The organism is Pseudomonas sp. F-14 TE3623 (genome assembly GCF_053629015.1).
Map to the genome: position 1 here is coordinate 5,370,018 of NZ_JBRJHM010000001.1, position 13,656 is coordinate 5,383,673.

At 59.7% G+C, this 13,656-nt stretch carries 12 protein-coding genes and 1 pseudogene; 5 read left to right on the plus strand and 8 right to left on the minus strand.

Translation table 11 applies throughout. The annotated features are described in order from the left end of the window. Positions 1-86: 86 nt before the first annotated feature. On the plus strand, positions 87-1,616 hold the full coding sequence (locus tag AB7M29_RS25130) for an FAD-dependent monooxygenase (protein WP_217857261.1): 1,530 nt from the start codon (positions 87-89) through the stop codon (positions 1,614-1,616). A gap of 131 nt (positions 1,617-1,747) precedes the next feature. Here the strand turns inward: AB7M29_RS25130 and hemB are convergent, their stop codons facing one another. Both hemB and AB7M29_RS25140 read right to left on the minus strand, forming a co-directional pair. After that, complete coding sequence (hemB, locus tag AB7M29_RS25135) at positions 1,748-2,722, minus strand: porphobilinogen synthase (protein WP_454248234.1); 975 nt, start codon at positions 2,720-2,722, stop codon at positions 1,748-1,750. A gap of 248 nt (positions 2,723-2,970) precedes the next feature. After that, the gene (locus AB7M29_RS25140) at positions 2,971-3,678 is read right to left on the minus strand and encodes a glutathione binding-like protein (protein ID WP_454248235.1); all 708 of its coding nucleotides are present in this window, start codon (positions 3,676-3,678) and stop codon (positions 2,971-2,973) included. A gap of 293 nt (positions 3,679-3,971) precedes the next feature. Between AB7M29_RS25140 and AB7M29_RS25145 the strand changes: the two genes are divergently transcribed. Further along, positions 3,972-4,646 (plus strand): histidine phosphatase family protein, encoded by a 675-nt coding sequence (locus AB7M29_RS25145; RefSeq protein WP_217857330.1) that lies wholly within the window; start codon positions 3,972-3,974, stop codon positions 4,644-4,646. Positions 4,647-4,781: 135 nt separating this feature from the next. On the opposite strand, the gene mnmH is transcribed toward AB7M29_RS25145, so the two are convergent. Next, positions 4,782-5,885 (minus strand): tRNA 2-selenouridine(34) synthase MnmH, encoded by a 1,104-nt coding sequence (gene mnmH / locus AB7M29_RS25150; RefSeq protein ID WP_217857263.1) that lies wholly within the window; start codon positions 5,883-5,885, stop codon positions 4,782-4,784. Beyond that, positions 5,885-6,919, minus strand: a complete 1,035-nt coding sequence (gene selD / locus AB7M29_RS25155) for a selenide, water dikinase SelD (RefSeq protein ID WP_217857264.1) — start codon at positions 6,917-6,919, stop codon at positions 5,885-5,887. Before selD ends, mnmH begins: the two co-directional genes overlap by 1 nt. A gap of 469 nt (positions 6,920-7,388) precedes the next feature. On the opposite strand from selD, the gene AB7M29_RS25160 reads away from it, so the two are divergent. The 3 genes from AB7M29_RS25160 (at position 7,389) to AB7M29_RS25170 (ending at position 9,948) form a co-directional block, all read left to right on the plus strand. Beyond that, on the plus strand, positions 7,389-8,345 hold the full coding sequence (locus AB7M29_RS25160; RefSeq protein ID WP_447793025.1) for a nucleoside-specific channel-forming protein Tsx: 957 nt from the start codon (positions 7,389-7,391) through the stop codon (positions 8,343-8,345). A 24-nt stretch (positions 8,346-8,369) separates the two neighbouring features. Beyond that, entirely contained in the window at positions 8,370-9,404 is a 1,035-nt protein-coding gene (locus AB7M29_RS25165) for a purine-nucleoside phosphorylase (RefSeq protein ID WP_448724764.1), read from the plus strand. Positions 9,405-9,720: 316 nt separating this feature from the next. Then, the gene (locus tag AB7M29_RS25170) at positions 9,721-9,948 is read left to right on the plus strand and encodes a DUF6555 family protein (protein ID WP_030131525.1); all 228 of its coding nucleotides are present in this window, start codon (positions 9,721-9,723) and stop codon (positions 9,946-9,948) included. A 70-nt stretch (positions 9,949-10,018) separates the two neighbouring features. Here AB7M29_RS25170 and AB7M29_RS25175 read toward each other — a convergent pair whose 3' ends face one another. The 4 genes and pseudogenes from AB7M29_RS25175 to AB7M29_RS25190 form a co-directional block, all read right to left on the minus strand. Then, positions 10,019-10,177, minus strand: coding sequence for a metallothionein (locus AB7M29_RS25175; RefSeq protein WP_052963136.1), 159 nt, complete (start codon positions 10,175-10,177; stop codon positions 10,019-10,021). Between the two features lie 218 nt (positions 10,178-10,395). Further along, positions 10,396-11,217, minus strand: a complete 822-nt coding sequence (locus AB7M29_RS25180) for a methyl-accepting chemotaxis protein (protein ID WP_370694714.1) — start codon at positions 11,215-11,217, stop codon at positions 10,396-10,398. Positions 11,218-11,253: 36 nt separating this feature from the next. After that, positions 11,254-12,078, minus strand: a pseudogene (locus AB7M29_RS25185) (cache domain-containing protein); the annotation flags it as partial. Positions 12,079-12,257: 179 nt separating this feature from the next. Continuing rightward, positions 12,258-13,574, minus strand: coding sequence for a Na+/H+ antiporter family protein (locus tag AB7M29_RS25190; RefSeq protein ID WP_454248236.1), 1,317 nt, complete (start codon positions 13,572-13,574; stop codon positions 12,258-12,260). Positions 13,575-13,656: the final 82 nt, after the last annotated feature.

Genomic DNA, 13,656 nt, shown 5'->3' on the forward strand with positions numbered 1-13,656 from the left:
CAGGGGTGGTTTTCCGTTGGGCAGCCGGGAGGCCGGTGCATCCGGGCTGAACCATACTTGATCCACACACCGAGGAGGACAGGCTCATGAACCGTAGCGACGTGCTGATCATCGGTGCCGGCCCGACCGGGCTGGTACTGGCGCTGTGGTTGAGCAAACTGGGGATTGCGGTGCGGATCATCGACAAGACGTCGACACCCGGCACCACTTCACGTGCACTGGCGGTACAGGCGCGAACGCTTGAACTGTATCGCCAGCTCGACCTCAGCGACGCCGTTGTGCAAAACGGCCATAAAGTGGCCGCGGCGAATTTCTGGGTTAAGGGCGAACCCGTCGCACGCCTGCCGCTGAGCACCATCGGCGAGGGTCTGACGCCCTACGCGTTTCTGGAAATCTATCCGCAAGACGAGCACGAACGCCTGCTGATCGAACGCCTGGAAGCCTTCGGCATTACGGTGGAGCGCGATACCGAACTGCAAAGCTTCGAGGAAACCAGCGACGGCATCACCGCCCGGCTGCGCTTGCCCGATGGCCAGCAGGAAACCTGCCAGGCCTGTTACCTCGCCGGCTGCGACGGCGCCCGGTCGATTGTGCGCAAGACGCTGGACACCGGTTTTCCGGGTGGCACCTACCAGCAGATTTTCTACGTGGCGGATGTGCAGGCTCGCGGCCCCACGTTCAACGGTGAACTGCATGTGGACCTTGATGAAGCCGACTTCCTCGCCGTATTTCCCTTGGCCGGCGAAGGTCGTGCCCGCCTGATCGGCACGGTTCGCGATGAACGCGCCGACCGTGCCGAAACCCTCCAGTTTGAAGACGTCAGCAGCCGGGCCATCGAGCATTTAAAGGTGCAGATCGATCAGGTGAACTGGTTCTCGACCTACCGTGTGCATCACCGGGTTGCGGATCACTTTCGCACGGGGCGCGCGTTTCTGTTGGGTGACGCCGCCCATGTCCATAGCCCGGCGGGAGGCCAGGGCATGAACACCGGGATTGGCGACGCGATCAATCTGGCCTGGAAACTCGCGACGGTGTTGAGCGGTGGCGCCTCGGCCAAACTGCTCGACAGCTATGAAACTGAACGCATCGCGTTTGCCCGGCGACTGGTGGCCACCACTGATCGGGTCTTCAGTTTCGTCACAGCCGATGGGCCCATTGCCGACGTGATGCGTATACGCGTGGCACCCTTTTTGATCCCGAAAATGATCTCGTTTGAGGCGGCCCGGGAGTTCATGTTCCGCACGGTGTCACAGACCACTCTCAACTATCGCGGCATGCCGTTGAGCGAGGGCGTTGCAGGCCATGTTCACGGCGGTGATCGCCTGCCCTGGGCCCACGACGGTGAAGGCGACAATTTTGAGTCACTAAAAAATCCGAGCTGGCAGGTGCATGTGTATGGCGACACCAGCGATGAAATGATCGTCTGGTGCACCGAGCATCATCTGCCGTTGCAGGTGTTCGACTGGCGACCGGTGTTTGAAACCGTGGGGCTGGCGCGCAACGGGTTCTACCTGCTGCGGCCGGATACGTATGTGGCGATTGCCGACTACAGCGCCGATCCGAAGGTGATCGAGCGGTATTTCCGTGACCGTGAGATTCGGCCTTTCTTCGGCTGAACCCAAGAACGGCGAAGATCAAATGTGGGAGCGGGCTTGCTCGCGAAGGCGGCGTGTCAGTCACCATAAATATCGACTGACGCGCCGCCTTCGCGAGCAAGCCCGCTCCCACAGTGATTATGTGGTGATCATTAGATCCCGGCCAGGGCCAGGTCCATCGCGAAATAGGTGAAGATCAAATCCGCCCCGGCCCGTTTGATCGCCCCCAGGCTCTCACGCACCACTCGGTCTTCATCGATTGCCCCGGCCTGCGCGGCGAATTTGATCATCGCGTACTCACCGCTCACCTGATACGCCGACAGCGGCAAACGCGAGGCTTCGCGGATGTCGCGGATGATGTCCAGATACGCACCGGCCGGTTTTACCATCAGCGCGTCGGCGCCTTCCTGTTCGTCCAGCAACGATTCACGCACGGCTTCGCGGCGGTTCATCGGGTTCATCTGATAGCTTTTGCGGTCGCCCTTCAGCGCACTGCCGCCAGCCTCGCGGAACGGGCCATAAAGCGCCGAAGCGAATTTGGTCGAATAGGCCATGATCGCGGTCTGGCTGAAACCCGCTTCATCGAGCGCCCGGCGAATGGCCTGGACCTGCCCGTCCATGGCCGCCGATGGTGCGATCACATCAGCGCCAGCGCGGGCGGCGGCTACGGCTTGTTTGCCTAGGTTGATCAGGGTCTGGTCGTTGTCGACTTCGTGGTGGTGCAGCACGCCGCAGTGGCCGTGATCGGTGTACTCGCAGAAACAGGTGTCGGACATCACAATTATTTCCGGCACGGCGTCCTTGGCAATGCGCGACATGCGCGACACCAGACCATTGTCGCTCCAGGTGTCGCTGCCGCTGCTGTCCAGATGATGGGACACGCCAAACGTCATCACCGACTTGATCCCGGCCCGAGCGTAACGCTCGATCTCGCCGGCCAGCTTCGACTCGGGAATGCGCATCACCCCGGGCATGCTCTTGATCGGCACGAAATCGTCGATTTCTTCCTCGACGAAAATCGGCAGCACCAGGTCGTTCAGGCTGAACTCGGTTTCCTGGAACAGGCTGCGCAGGCTCGCATTGCGGCGCAGACGGCGTGGACGTGCTTCGGGGAACTGACTGGGCATGGGCCTTCCTGAAAAACGGCGGATGAGACAAAAAGTCGTAGGGGGCGAAGCTTATGCCCTGCAAGGCGCGAGGCACAAACCTCGATCGCTCAAGACTGCGTTACCGCGGCGGCAACAATCGACCGCATCCAGCACAGAACCCTGTGGGAGCGGGCTTGCTCGCGATAGCGGTATGTCAGTGACATTTGATGTTGAAGTTACCACCGTCATCGCGGGCAAGCCCGCTCCCACAGGTTCAGTGCGATAACTCAAAGAGGTTGCCTGGGGATTTCCAGCCCGCGAATCACCGCCGGCCTTGCCAGGAAACGCTCCAGTACGCGGGTAACATTGGGGAAATTCTGGATACCGACCAGATCACCGGCCTCATAGAAGCCGATCAGGTTGCGCACCCACGGAAAGGTCGCGATGTCGGCGATGGTATAGCGTTCGCCCATGATCCAGTCGCGCCCTTGCAGACGGCCGTCGAGGACTTGAAGCAAGCGCTTGCTTTCCTCGACGTAGCGATCACGGGGACGCTTGTCTTCGTAGTCTTTGCCGGCGAATTTGTTGAAAAATCCGAGTTGGCCGAACATCGGCCCAATACCGCCCATCTGAAACATCAGCCATTGAATGGTCTCGTAACGCGCCGCCGATTCCTGCGCCAGCAGTTGCCCGCTCTTGTCGGCGAGGTAAATCAGAATCGCCCCGGACTCGAACAAGGCCAGCGGTTGGTCCCCTGGACCGTGGGGGTCGAGGATCGCCGGGATCTTGTTGTTGGGGTTCAGCGACAGAAATTCGGGGGACAACTGATCGTTGGTGTCGAAGCCCACCCGATGCGGCTCGTAGGGCAGCCCGATTTCCTCGAGCATGATCGAAACCTTGACGCCATTGGGCGTTGGCAAGGAATAGAGCTGGATCCACTCCGGGTACTGGGCCGGCCATTTTTGAGTGATGGGGAATGCAGACAAATCGGTCATAAGGGGCATCCACGAGAAAACCGGAGCGAAGATCATAATCTACAGAGGGATAAGGTGTGTGCCATGTCCATAAATCCGCAACATCCAGTCGATAACCTTTTCCCCAATCCGTTCAAGGTTGCCGTTACAGTGCCAGGCACCTCGCCCGGATCGAACCAAAGGGCTTCAGAGGACTCTGAACATTGCCCTGTAGGAAACGGACCGGGTCAACGACATGGAATACACCCGATGCTGGGAGCTCGCGGTGTCAAGGTTTGTCAGCCTTAACCGAATGCGCTGAAGATGACCTGAAGATGATGAACCCATCGAAACTCGCCCAACGCTTCAAACATCGCGCCTATATCTTCCTGCCCGCCCTGCTGGCGGTCAGCGCGTTGTTTTTGTCGCTTGAATCCAGTGAAAGCCGCGCCCAACCGGCAGACGGCACCCAGACGCTGGTATTTTTGCGCCACGGGGAAAAACCCGCCGGCGGCCTGGGTCAGCTCAATTGTCAGGGGCTGAATCGCGCCATCGACCTGGCCACTTTGTTGCCGGAAAAATTCGGCAAAGCCAACTATGTGTTTGCCGCCAACCCGACACGCAATGTCGAGGAAGGCGAACTGGATAATTCCTACAGTTACATCCGGCCCCTGATGACCATCAGCCCCAGCGCGATCAAGCTTGGTTTGCCGGTGAACATCGAATTCTCGGCTAACGACACCAGCGACCTGGCGGATGAACTGCTGCACGACAAGTATCACAACTCGGTCATTTATACGGCCTGGTCCCACGGCTACCTGCCCGAGCTGATCAACAAGGTCGCCGGGGAAGCCGTCGGCAAAGAACAGAACATCACCGATGACTGGGAGTCGAGCGATTACGACTCGCTGTACGTGCTCACACTGACCTGGCACAACGGCAAGGCCAGCCTGCAGAGCCACAGCTACAAGCAAGGGCTGGATAACGGTCAGGAGAGCTGTCCGACGTAAGCGGTCGGGGCCTGTCTGGCCCTCATCGCGAGCAGGCTCGCTCCCACATTTGATCTTCAGTGAACACAGACTTTGCGTACCACCGAGATCCAGTGTGGGAGCGAGCCTGCTCGCGATGGGGCCAGCAAAACAACATCACCCCCGCTGATTACCCCGCTCCCGCAGGTATTCGAGCACCGCCCCCCGCTCCCCGACAAACTCGATCCGCGTACCCTTCTTCTCCCGCTGAAACGCATACATCGGGTCGTAATACTCGCGCAGAAGCCCTTCGATCCAGCCCCGGTGCAAATCCACCGCACCGCTGTTCGCCTGTTCTGCCAGCGCATCTTCCATCAAGGTCAACATCCGCTGATGACGTTCGCCGCCCAACCGTTTCTGGACATTGTTCAGACTCGCCAGCAAACGTTCGGAAAACAGCGCGAAGCCTTCATCGCCATGTACTTCGATGAACTCGGCGCACAAGTCCACCACGTAATCACGCAGGATTCGTTCGACACGCCCTTCCAGGCTGTCTTCCAGCCAAACCATCGGAAACTGCTGCATGCCCTGATACAGCGGCAACGGTAAGGCGCAACTGCCGATTGCGCGGCTCTCGTCTTCCAGCACGAACTGTTCGATTCCGCGGGCGCGCTTCTTCAGTACGTCCACGGCCAGGCGGTTTTCAAAGTCGATGTTGGAGGGTTGGCCTGTGGCGCGTTTGCCGAAGCTTGAGCCGCGATGATGGGCGTGGCCTTCAAGGTCCAGCCCGTTGCTCAATTGAGTGAGCACCTCGGTCTTGCCGGTGCCGGTCATGCCACCCAGCAAAACGAAATCGCACTGGGTAATGGCCTGATCGAGGGTATCGAGCAAAAAAGTGCGCATGGCCTTGTAGCCGCCGCCGACTCGCGGGTAGTCGATACCCGCTTCGTCCTTGAGCCATTGCTGAACGATCTGCGAACGCAAGCCGCCGCGAAAACAATACAAATAACCATCCGGATGAGCCCGGGCAAAATCGGCCCAGGCCTGGATGCGCTCGGCCTTGATCTCGCCAGACACCAATTGATGTCCCAGCGTGATGGCCGCTTGCTGGCCTTGCTGCTTGTAGCAAGTGCCGATCCGTTGCCGCTCGAGGTCATTCATCAGCGGCAGATTGACCACGCCGGGGAATGAGCCCTTGAGGAATTCGACCGGTGCGCGGGTATCCATCATCGGCCGGTCGTTGAGAAAGATGTCGCGGTAATCGGTGAAGTCGATGGACATCAAAACACCTCTACCGCGTTAGTCTGTCGCTCAACCAGTTCGCCGATCGGGTCGAGGGCCAGACCGAGTTCGGCCGCCACCGCCAGGAACCCTTCGTTGCCTTCGGGCGTGACCGCGATCAGCAGGCCGCCGCTGGTCTGCGGATCGCAGAGCACGCGTTTGTGCAACTCCTGGAGCCGGCCGACCTTGCTGGCGTAGCTGTCGAAATTGCGCAGCGTGCCGCCCGGCACGCAGCCCTGATCGAGGTAATACTCGACACCCGGCAGGCGCGGCACACGGTCATATTCGATGCGGGCGGTCACGTTGCTGCCGTCGGCCATCTCCACCAAATGCCCGAGCAGGCCAAAACCGGTGACGTCGGTCATTGCGGTCACGCCGTCGAGTTTGCCGAAACGACTGCCGGGTTTGTTCAGGGTGCACATCCAGTCGCGGGCCAGGCCGATGTCGGCAGTGCGCAACTTGCCCTTCTTCTCGGCCGTGGTGAGGATGCCGATGCCCAAGGGTTTGGTGAGGTACAGCAAGCAACCGGCTGTCGCGGTGTCGTTGCGCTTCATATGGCGCTTTTCCACCAGCCCGGTCACGGCCAGGCCGAAGATCGGCTCTGGCGCGTCGATGGAATGGCCGCCGGCCAACGGAATCCCGGCCTCATCGCAGACCGAACGCCCGCCGCGAATCACTTCCCGGGCAATCTCCGGCGCCAGCACATTGACCGGCCAGCCGAGAATCGCAATCGCCATCAACGGGTCGCCGCCCATGGCGTAGATATCGCTGATGGCATTGGTGGCGGCGATGCGGCCGAAATCGAACGGATCGTCGACAATCGGCATGAAAAAGTCGGTGGTCGAGACCACGCCGCGTTCTTCGTCAATGGCATACACCGCCGCATCATCGCGCGAGGCGTTGCCGACCCAGAGTTTCGGGTCCAGGTTTTGCGCACCGCTGCCGGCCAGAATCACTTCCAGCACCTGGGGCGAAATCTTGCAGCCACAGCCTGCGCCGTGGCTGTATTGGGTCAGACGAATCGGCTCGCTCATCGGGGGTGCACCTTGTGAAGTCAATGGCGAGGATTCTACAGCAACCCTGTGGCGAGGGGCTTGCCCCCGTTGGGCTGCGCAGCGGCCCCCAAAACCAGACAATGTGGTTTGTCTGCAGCACCGTGTTGGATGGTTTACGACTGCTGCGCAGCCGAACGGGGGCAAGCTCCCTCGCCACAAAAGCTCTATTGCCACAGATGGGGTTACTTATCTGATCGTCGATACCACTTTGGTGCATATCTCATCCAGATCCCTTCGCCCCCGAATTCCACTCCTTTTTCCCCCTCACCTCGAATTCTTTGACCGAAAGGACAGTTAAACCGTCAATTCCTTAGATTTTTCCGTGCTTTGAACCAAACTGGTATGCCTTGTGCAAACGTTTGCGAGTCGTCAATACCGGCCTGTTCGCCACCTAACCGCACAAAACCCGCACCATCGGGCTTTCGATCCGCACTAAAAGGGACTTTTAATGCATTGCACTTCCAGCCGCGTGACTTGCTCACGCACCTTTGCTGTTTCCTTGCTGCTGGCCAGCGTTACAGGACTACTCAGCAGCCACGTTTTGGCCCAACCGGCCACCGCCGAAGAATCCGCCCAGGGCGAAGCCCTCAGCCCTGAAGCCAGCCCGCCGAAAAAAGGCGCGTACCTGTCGGACTGGTTCAACCAGGACCTCACCGTCATCGGCAGCAAAGACATCAGCTTCGGCCCGCAACCGGCCGATGATATCTACCTGGAATATGAATACTTCGGCCGAAAAGGGCCGTTCGAGTTGTACGGCTACATCGACATTCCGAAGATCTTCGACATCGGCAACAGCCATGACAAAGGCGTGTGGGACCACGGCTCGCCGGTGTTCATGGAGCACGAACCGCGGATTTCCATTGACTACCTGGCCGGCCGCAGCCTGGCCGTCGGGCCGTTCAAGGAATGGTACGTCGCGTTCGACTGGATCTACGACCATGGCAGCAACAGTGCCAACCGCGCCAACACGCTGTACAGCGGCCTCGGCACCGACATCGACACCCATTCGCGGGTCAACCTGTCGGCCAACTTCTATGGCCGCTACCAGTGGGAAAACTACGGCGCCAGCAACGAGTATTCGTGGGACGGCTACCGCGCCCAGCTCAAGTACATCGTGCCCATCAGCAGCTTCAGCAATGGCGCGTCGTTGACCTATATCGGTTTCACCAACTTTGACTTCGGCTCCGACCTGCACAAGGACAACCCGGCCCGCACCGCCAATGCCACCGTGGCCACCAACGTGTTGCTCTACGCCTTCACCCACTTGCGTTTCACCCTGGTCGGCCGTTACTTCCACAACGGCGGCAACTGGGACGACGGCAGCGAGTTGAATTTCGGCGACGGTGACTTCCGCGCCCGTTCCAACGGCTGGGGCTACTACGCCGGTGTCGGCTATCAGTTTTAAGGCTCATTTGAATCAGGAGGTTTTATGAATGCAATGACGCGTCTTTCCTTTTCCGTGGCCTTGGCCTGCGGCACTTTGCTCTCTTCTGCTGCCTGGGCTGGCGACGCGCCGATCCAGCCGAAAGTGATGCTGATCACCATGTTCGCCCCCGAGGCGCAGAACTGGATCGATCGCCTGGAGCTCAAGCAAGAAGTGCGCGTACCGGGCCTGTCCGCCGAGTACCCGAATATTCGCTGCAACACCCAACAGGTGTGCCTGATGGTCACCGGCATGGGTCAGACCAATGCAGCCGCCTCGACTCTGGCTTTGGCGCTGTCACCGAAATTCGACTTGCGCAAAAGTTACTTCCTGATCGCCGGGATTGCCGGCATCAGCCCGCACCACGGCACCATCGGCACCACCGCGTGGGCACACTACCTGGTGGAGTTCGGCACCCAGTGGGAGCTGGACTCCCGGGACGCGCCGAAAGACTGGCCGACCGGTTATCTGGGCATCAACACCAAAGGCCCGAACGAAAAGCCGCCGCTGGACTACAAGACTGAAGTGTTCGAACTCAATCCGAAGTTGCAGGCCAAGGCATTCGCCCTGAGCCACAAGGTCCAGCTGAGCGAGAGCAAGGAATCAGCGATATGGCGCTTGAAGTATCCGTCTGCGCCGGCCAATCAGCCTCCGGTGGTGACCCAGTGCGACACGCTGGCGGGCAATACCTGGTTTTCCGGAACGCGGTTGAGTGAGCGGGCGGAAGTCTGGACCAGGCTGCTGACCAATAACGAAGGGGTCTATTGCACGACTCAGCAGGAAGACAACTCCACCTACGAGGCGCTGCTGCGCGCCAGCCGCGAGGGGTTGGTGGACGTCCGGCGCCTGGCGGTGGTGCGCGCCGGTTCCGACTTCGACCGGCCGGCGCCGGGCCAGAGCGAGGTGGATAACCTGCTCAAATACGCCGATCAGGGTGGGTTTGTGCCGGCGCTGGAGAACCTGTACCGCACGGGGAATCCGTTGGTGCAGGAAATTTTGCAGAATTGGTCGGCTTGGGAGAAAGGTGTGCCTGAGGTCTGAGTTCGGCTTCAGGCCGTCATCGCGGGCAGGCTCGCTCACACAGGGGGCTGTGTTGGTCACAAATCATGTGAGTGGCGCAGATCAACTGTGAGAGCGAGCCTGCTCGCGATAGGGCCAGAACATTCAACATACATGCCGACTGTGACGATTCCGCCGGCGCATCTTGGGCCATAGGCTAGGATCATTTGGGGTCGGGAAGACTCCATGATCAAGAGGCGTCCGGCTGTCGCCAGTCACTGTCACCGTCCGACAATTCGACTGAATTTTCCCTGCGCCTCGTGATCCCTCTATAACTACAGGGAGGAATACAGGCTTTATGAACAATGCAAAACTTTTCGTTATTGAATACACCCTTCATGGCCAGCCCAAGTCTTTCATTATCCGCCTGGAAAAAATGGACAATGCAGAGGCTTGGCACTGGGCAAGTTGCGACGCCGGTATCGGCCGGATCCCGCGCTTTGGCCGTGAACGGGTGCAAAAGACCAGCAAACCGCTGGCGGAAAAATTCGGCATCGAGAATGTGACCTGGCGACCGGCCAGTTGAGCGTCAAAAAGGAGGGGAAAGATCCCAACTGAAGTGGAGCCTGGACGGCTCCACTTTTTTGGCTGAACGGTCAGTGTTGAGCACACTTGCAGCCTTTGGTGGCGCATGTTTCGCCGTTTTCGTGGTGCTTGGCGCAGGCTTCACAGCAATAGTGCTTGCCGTGACGCACGATAGGGTGTTCACCCAGCTTACAGTTGCATTTCGGGCAGTCGCAGGTACCGTCATTCATAAGTCTGACTCCGTGGTTAGGGTCGTCCGGGTGCCGCGAATGCGCGACACCTGAAGCAAATGACCGCCCGTTCCAGATACGGGTTCAAACAAACGCTTGGACGGTGCTTGCTTACTAATGAGGGTAGTCGCGATGCGGAACCACAGGATTTCCGTCGCTCAAATTTCTTGATTTACCGGCATTGGGGACAAGCCCCTTTGCCACACGAGCATTATCAATCAGATACGGAATTGCCCGACCAGTTGCCCCAGGCGTTGACCGAGGTCGGCCAGGCTGCGCGAGGTCTGGGCGCCGAGTTGGGTTTCGTCGGCGACGCTGTCTACGGCCACGGCGATTTGATGCACGCTGCGGTTGATCTCTTCGGCCACAGCAGTTTGCTCTTCGGCGGCGCTGGCGATCTGGGCGTTCATCGAGTTGATGGTGCCGATCAATTGGGCCATGGCGTCCAGAGACGCCCCCGCCTCGTTGGCCTGGGCCGACGTGCCGTCGCCGGCCTCGCTGGAGCGGCGCATGGCCTCGACTGCCGATTGGGTGCCGGCCTGCAAGCGGTCGATCATGCTCTGGATTTCCTGGGTGCTGATTTGCGTGCGACTGGCCAATGCACGCACTTCGTCGGCGACCACCGCAAAACCACGCCCGGCCTCACCGGCGCGGGCCGCTTCAATGGCGGCGTTGAGCGCCAGAAGGTTGGTCTGCTCGGCAATCGAACGGATCACCCCGAGTACGCTGACAATCGACGATACGTCTTTCTGCAAGCTATCGAGAGACACGCCGCTGCTGCGAATGTCGTTCACCAGCGCATGAATCTTCACGATACTGCCGGCCACCACGCGCTTGGCGGCCTGGCCTTCTTCGTCGGTCTGCTGGGCAGCGACCGCTGCGTTTTGCGCGCTTTTGGCCACTTCTTGGGCCGCCGCCGACATTTCATTGATCGCCGTGGCCACCTGATCGGTTTCGTGACGCTGGCGCTCCATGGCCTGATCCGAACGCTGGGCCTGATCGGAGACCTGATTCACCAGCCCGGTCAGTTGCGAGGTCATTTCAGTGATCTGCCGCACCAAACCGTGGATCTTGTCGACGAAACGGTTGAACGAGCCGGCCAGTTCGCCGAGTTCATCCTGGCTGGTGATGGACAGGCGCCGGGTCAGGTCACCCTCGCCCGCCGCGATGTCATCGAGGTTGGCTTTCATCAGGTTCAGCGGACGCAGAATCGTGTTGGCCAGCAGCATCCCGGCAGCAGCGATCACCAGCAGCACCACCACGGCAATCCCGACAATGCTCAGCACCACGCCTTGCATGCGTTCCTGGACCTTGGCCTCAACCACCGCCACTTGCGCTTCGATGCCGTCGAGGTTGACCGAGGTACCGACCGCCATGTCCCACTTCGGCAGGTATTCGGTGTAGCCGAGTTTGGGCACCAGCACTTGGGTGTTACCGGGCAGCGGCGAACTGTATTGCAGGTAGTGAGTACCGTCCTTGGCGACTTTCACCAGGTCGCGGTTGACGTAGACGCCGTTCGGATCGCGATTGTCCTTGAAGCTCTGGCCCACGCCTTCGGGACTGTTGGCCTTGAACAGGCGCACGGTGTTGGAGTCGTAGCCGAAGAAGTAGCCGTCCTTGCCGTAAGTGATGCTCGACAGCAACTTGACCACCTGTGCCCGCGCCGCATCATCGCCGGGGGCGGCTGCGTCGTAGAGCGGTTTGATCGTGGTCATGGCCACGGCGACATAACTTTGCAGGGTCGCCTTGGCATCGCTGAGCAGGCGCTGACGGGTTTCCTCGACTTCCTTGCGGGCCTGCTCCTGCAGAATGAACAACGTGGTCAAGCTGATGACCAGCGCAAAGAGCAGCACCGGGAGGACGGCAAGGGACAGGACTTTAGCCTTCAGGCTCATGCGCATGACGTTCACTCTTTTGATTTTGTTGGCGTGGTTAAAAGCTATAACGGCAGGCCAATTCAAAAGTTGAACGCAGTCATTGTGGGAGCGAGCCTGCTCGCGATGGCGGCGTTACATTCAGCATCAATGTGACTGACAGATCGCAATCGCGAGCAGGCTCGCTCCCACAAGGGTAGTGGCCGTTACAACACCATCGCCGCCACCCAGCCAAACACCAGCAGCGGCAGGTTGTAGTGCAGGAAGGTCGGGACCACGGTGTCCCAGATGTGGTGATGCTGGCCGTCGATGTTCAGACCGGAGGTCGGACCCAGGGTCGAGTCCGAGGCGGGTGACCCGGCATCGCCCAACGCGCCGGCGGTGCCGACGATGCACACGATGGCGATCGGGCTGAAGCCCAGTTGCACGCACAACGGTACGAAAATCACCGCCAGAATCGGGACGGTGGAAAACGACGAGCCGATGCCCATGGTTACCAACAGGCCCACCAGCAACATCAGTAACGCGCCGACGGCTTTGCTGTGGCCGATCCACGAGGCCGAGGTTTCGACCAGTGTCTGCACTTGCCCGGTGGCTTTGATCACTTCGCCAAACCCGGACGCGGCAATCATGATGAAGCCGATCATCGCCATCATCTTCATGCCTTCGGTGAACAGGTCATCGGTGTCGCGCCACTTCACAATCCCCGACACCGAGAAAATCAGAAAACCCGCCAGCGCCCCGATAATCATCGAGTCCAGCAGCAACTGAACAATGAACGCGGCGGCAATGGCCAGACCGGCGATCATCAGGCTCATTGGGTTGTACTGCACCGCGACCTGTTCGACTTTCTCGATTTTCTCGAGGTCGTAAACGCGCTTCTTGCGATAGCTGATGAACGCTACCGCCAAGCCAAACACCATGCCCAGCGCCGGAATACCCATGGCATGGGTGACGTTGATACCGCTGATGTCCACGCCACTGCGGGCGACGTTGGCCAGCAGAATTTCATTGAGGAAGATGTTGCCGAAGCCCACGGGCAGGAACATGTACGGCGTGATCAGACCGAACGTAATGACACACGCAATCAATCGACGGTCCAGTTGCAGTTTGGTCAGCACATATAACAGTGGCGGCACCAGCAACGGGATAAAGGCGATATGAATCGGCAAAATGTTCTGGGAGGCGATGGCCACCACCCACAGCAGGCCGATCAGCAGCCATTTGACATTTCCGCCACCGTTGGCGTGCTGGCGATCGACCATGGCCAAGGCTTTGTCGGCCAGCGCATGGGCCAGGCCGGACTTGGCGATAGCCACCGCGAACGCGCCGAGCAAGGCGTAGGACAACGCAACCGTCGCCCCGCCGCCAAGGCCGCTGTTGAAAGCTTTAAGGGTCGCGTCAATGCCCAGGCCACCGGTCAAGCCACCGACCAGTGCGCCCACAATCAGCGCGATCACCACATGCACGCGGGACAGGCTGAGTATCAGCATGATGCCGACCGCGGCAATTACTGCATTCATTGTTGTTACCTCAAAAGCAGCGCGGTGAGGCAATCACCGCCAAACGGAATGAGTCCGGCCGGCAGTCTGCATAGGCCGCCAG

Coding starts and splice junctions, on each gene's coding strand:
- AB7M29_RS25130 (WP_217857261.1), top strand. CDS start 87: ATGAACCGTAGCGACGTGCTGATCATCGGTGCCGGCCCGACCGGGCTG.
- hemB (WP_454248234.1), bottom strand. CDS start 2,722: ATGCCCAGTCAGTTCCCCGAAGCACGTCCACGCCGTCTGCGCCGCAAT.
- AB7M29_RS25190 (WP_454248236.1), bottom strand. CDS start 13,574: ATGAATGCAGTAATTGCCGCGGTCGGCATCATGCTGATACTCAGCCTG.
- AB7M29_RS25170 (WP_030131525.1), top strand. CDS start 9,721: ATGAACAATGCAAAACTTTTCGTTATTGAATACACCCTTCATGGCCAG.
- mnmH (WP_217857263.1), bottom strand. CDS start 5,885: ATGTCCATCGACTTCACCGATTACCGCGACATCTTTCTCAACGACCGG.
- AB7M29_RS25175 (WP_052963136.1), bottom strand. CDS start 10,177: ATGAATGACGGTACCTGCGACTGCCCGAAATGCAACTGTAAGCTGGGT.
- AB7M29_RS25165 (WP_448724764.1), top strand. CDS start 8,370: ATGAATGCAATGACGCGTCTTTCCTTTTCCGTGGCCTTGGCCTGCGGC.
- AB7M29_RS25160 (WP_447793025.1), top strand. CDS start 7,389: ATGCATTGCACTTCCAGCCGCGTGACTTGCTCACGCACCTTTGCTGTT.
- AB7M29_RS25145 (WP_217857330.1), top strand. CDS start 3,972: ATGATGAACCCATCGAAACTCGCCCAACGCTTCAAACATCGCGCCTAT.
- AB7M29_RS25140 (WP_454248235.1), bottom strand. CDS start 3,678: ATGACCGATTTGTCTGCATTCCCCATCACTCAAAAATGGCCGGCCCAG.
- selD (WP_217857264.1), bottom strand. CDS start 6,919: ATGAGCGAGCCGATTCGTCTGACCCAATACAGCCACGGCGCAGGCTGT.
- AB7M29_RS25180 (WP_370694714.1), bottom strand. CDS start 11,217: ATGACCTCGCAACTGACCGGGCTGGTGAATCAGGTCTCCGATCAGGCC.